Annotated in this window: 3 protein-coding genes; all 3 read right to left on the reverse strand. The window is 65.1% G+C overall.

Annotated features, from left to right (window positions below; all coding sequences use genetic code 11):
• Positions 1-739: SDR family NAD(P)-dependent oxidoreductase (locus T281_RS16790; RefSeq protein ID WP_037242211.1), on the reverse strand; the 739-nt coding region annotated here is incomplete at its 3' end.
• Positions 740-810: 71 nt separating this feature from the next.
• Positions 811-2,304 (reverse strand): amidophosphoribosyltransferase, encoded by a 1,494-nt coding sequence (gene purF, locus T281_RS16795; protein WP_052037619.1) that lies wholly within the window; start codon positions 2,302-2,304, stop codon positions 811-813.
• A 60-nt stretch (positions 2,305-2,364) separates the two neighbouring features.
• On the reverse strand, positions 2,365-2,744 hold a 380-nt coding region (locus T281_RS16800; RefSeq protein WP_210164084.1), incomplete at its 5' end, for a CvpA family protein.

Genomic DNA, 2,744 nt, shown 5'->3' on the forward strand with positions numbered 1-2,744 from the left:
GCGACGTTTCCGGCGTAAAGGTGAAGATCTCCCCCGACGCTGTTGTTTCCGGCGTCAGGAGCGACAGCGCGAGCGGCACCAGCGCGTCCGGCGCGGGAAGCGTGTTCGGCTCCTCGCCGGGATAGGCTTTCGCGCGCATGTGCGTGCGCACCTTGCCCGGATCGAGCAGGTTCACGCGGATATTGGTCGAGGCGTTTTCGCGGGCGTAGGTCTTCGCGAGCGCATCGAGGCCCGCCTTCGAGACCGAATACGGCCCCCAATAGGCGCGGGCGCGCTGCGCTGCGCCGGAGGTGAGGAACAGCACGCGGCCCGCGGGCGACAGTTTCAGCACGGGATCGAGCGTGCGGATCAGCCGCCAGTTGGCCGTGAGGTTGATCTGGAGCGTGAGCGCCCAGTCGCCCTCCTTGATGTGGCCGAGCGGCGAAAGCGGGCCGAGCAGCCCCGCATTGCCGACGAAGATGTCGAGCTTCCGCCAGCGCTGATAGAGCGTCGGCCCGAGCGTGTCGATCTCGGCGAGCTGCTTGTCGAGGTCGAACGGCATGAGCGACAGCGGCACGCCGCCGGCGGTCCGCACCTCGTCGTCGAGTTCCTCAAGCGCGCCTTGCGTGCGGGCCGTGGCCACCACATGCGCACCTTGAAGGGCGAGCGCTTTCGCGATGGCGCGCCCGATGCCGCGAGATGCGCCCGTAACGAGCGCGACTTTGCCGTCGAAGCGCGGCAGGGAAGATTCGGATGTCACGTTTTTCAACCGTTCATGAGCTGGGCGCTTTTCTGCGGACAAGCGCTACGAAACAAAACCTTGGATTGAAATCAGACCGCCATCAGCGAAAGCCGGTGCTGCTGGCCCGGTTCCGGCCCGTCCCAGTCACGAAGCGGCGTCGGGTAGTCGCCAGTGAAGCAATGGTCGGTGAATTGCGGATGGTCGGGATTGCGGCGCGGCTGACCGAGGGCGCGATAGGTGCCGTCGACTGTGAGGAAGGCGAGGCTGTCGCAGCCGAGGATGCGGCGCATGCCCTCCACATCGTGATTCGCGGCGAGAAGCGCCCCGGTATCCGGCGTATCGATGCCGTAGAAGTCGGGGTATTTGATCGGCGGGCAGGCGATGCGCATGTGCACCTCGCGCGCGCCGTGTTCGCGCATCATGGCGACGATCTTGGTCGAGGTGGTGCCGCGCACGATGGAATCGTCGATGAGCACGATGCGCTTGCCTTCGACGCTGATCGAGGGTGTCGGGTTGTGCTTCAGCTTCACGCCGAGCTTGCGGATGCGCTGCTCCGGCTCGATGAAGGTCCGGCCGACATAGTGATTGCGGATGATGCCGAGTTCGAACGGGATGCGCGCTTCGTGCGCGTAGCCGATGGCGGCGGGGACGCCCGAGTCCGGCACCGGCACGACGACATCTGCGTCGGCGGGCGCTTCGCGCGCGAGTTCGCGGCCGAGGCCCTTGCGCACGTCATAGACGCAATGGCCGCCCATGATGGAATCGGGGCGCGCGAAATAGATATATTCAAAGATACAGGGCCGCGCGGGTTGCGCCGGGAAGGCGCGGTGGCTATCGATGCCCTGATCGGAGATTTCCACCACCTCGCCATTTTCGACCTCGCGGACGAACTGCGCGCCGATGATGTCGAGAGCGCAGGTCTCGGACGAAAGGATCGTCGCGTCGCCGAGTTTGCCGATGACGAGCGGCCGAATGCCGAGCGGGTCGCGGATACCGATGAGCCGCTTGCGGGTCAGCGCGGCGAGCGCATAGGCGCCCTCGATCTGGCGGAGCGCGTCGAACAGGCGGCTCATGAAACCGTCGCGGCGCTCGCGGCTTCGCGCGATGAGATGGACGATGACTTCGGTGTCGGATGTGGACTGGAAGATGGAGCCGGAGGAGACGAGTTCGCGGCGAAGCGTCAGCGCGTTGGTGAGGTTGCCATTATGGGCGAGCGCGCAACCGCCGATGTCGAGGTCCGCGAACAGCGGCTGGACATTTCGCAGCGCCGTTTCGCCGACTGTCGCATAACGGACATGTCCGACCGCCATATTGCCGCGAAGATTGTCGATCACGCCCTTGCGGTTGAAGTGATCGCCGACGAGCCCGAGGCGGCGTTCCGCATGGAACTGGGTGCCGTCGAAGGTGACGATGCCCGCCGCCTCCTGTCCGCGATGCTGAAGGGCATGAAGACCGAGCGCGGTGAGCGCGGCGGCCTCCGGGTGATTGAAAACGCCGAACACGCCGCATTCTTCGTGCAACTTGTCGTCAGCCAGCCCGAAAGGCTCCGTCGGCAAAGGCGGAATGCCGGCAATCTCGTCCACGTGGCTTCGTCCTTTTAGCAGTCTCCGGCAGTGCCGGAGGGGCGCCCTTCAGAATAGGCCTCAACCCCGTTCAGCTTCGGGCGCGGGCGAAGCTGGACGGTCACGTTTGAACAACGACTCTGGGTTGTCTGGCAACAAGGATTTAATGGTATCGCCGGTGCTTTCAATGAGCGGCAGCGAGCGCGCCTCGCGCACCCACTTCGGCAGGTTGGGGCGGTCGACGATCTGGCTCACGATCAGGAAGGCGATCACGACGAGGATAAGCCCGCGCACGAGGCCATAAACGAAGCCGAGCGTGCGGTCCACCGCGCCGACGCGGCTGTCGAGCACGCGCTCCGAAATGTTGGCGGTGAGAAGGCTGAAAAGGATAAGGCTCGTGATGAAGGCGAGCGCGATCAGCGTCGCATCCGCGAGCATGGGGGTGTCGATCATGCCCCGCA

The sequence above is a fragment of the Rhodomicrobium udaipurense JA643 genome, from assembly GCF_000636015.1.
In the GTDB taxonomy this organism is placed as follows: domain Bacteria; phylum Pseudomonadota; class Alphaproteobacteria; order Rhizobiales; family Rhodomicrobiaceae; genus Rhodomicrobium; species Rhodomicrobium udaipurense.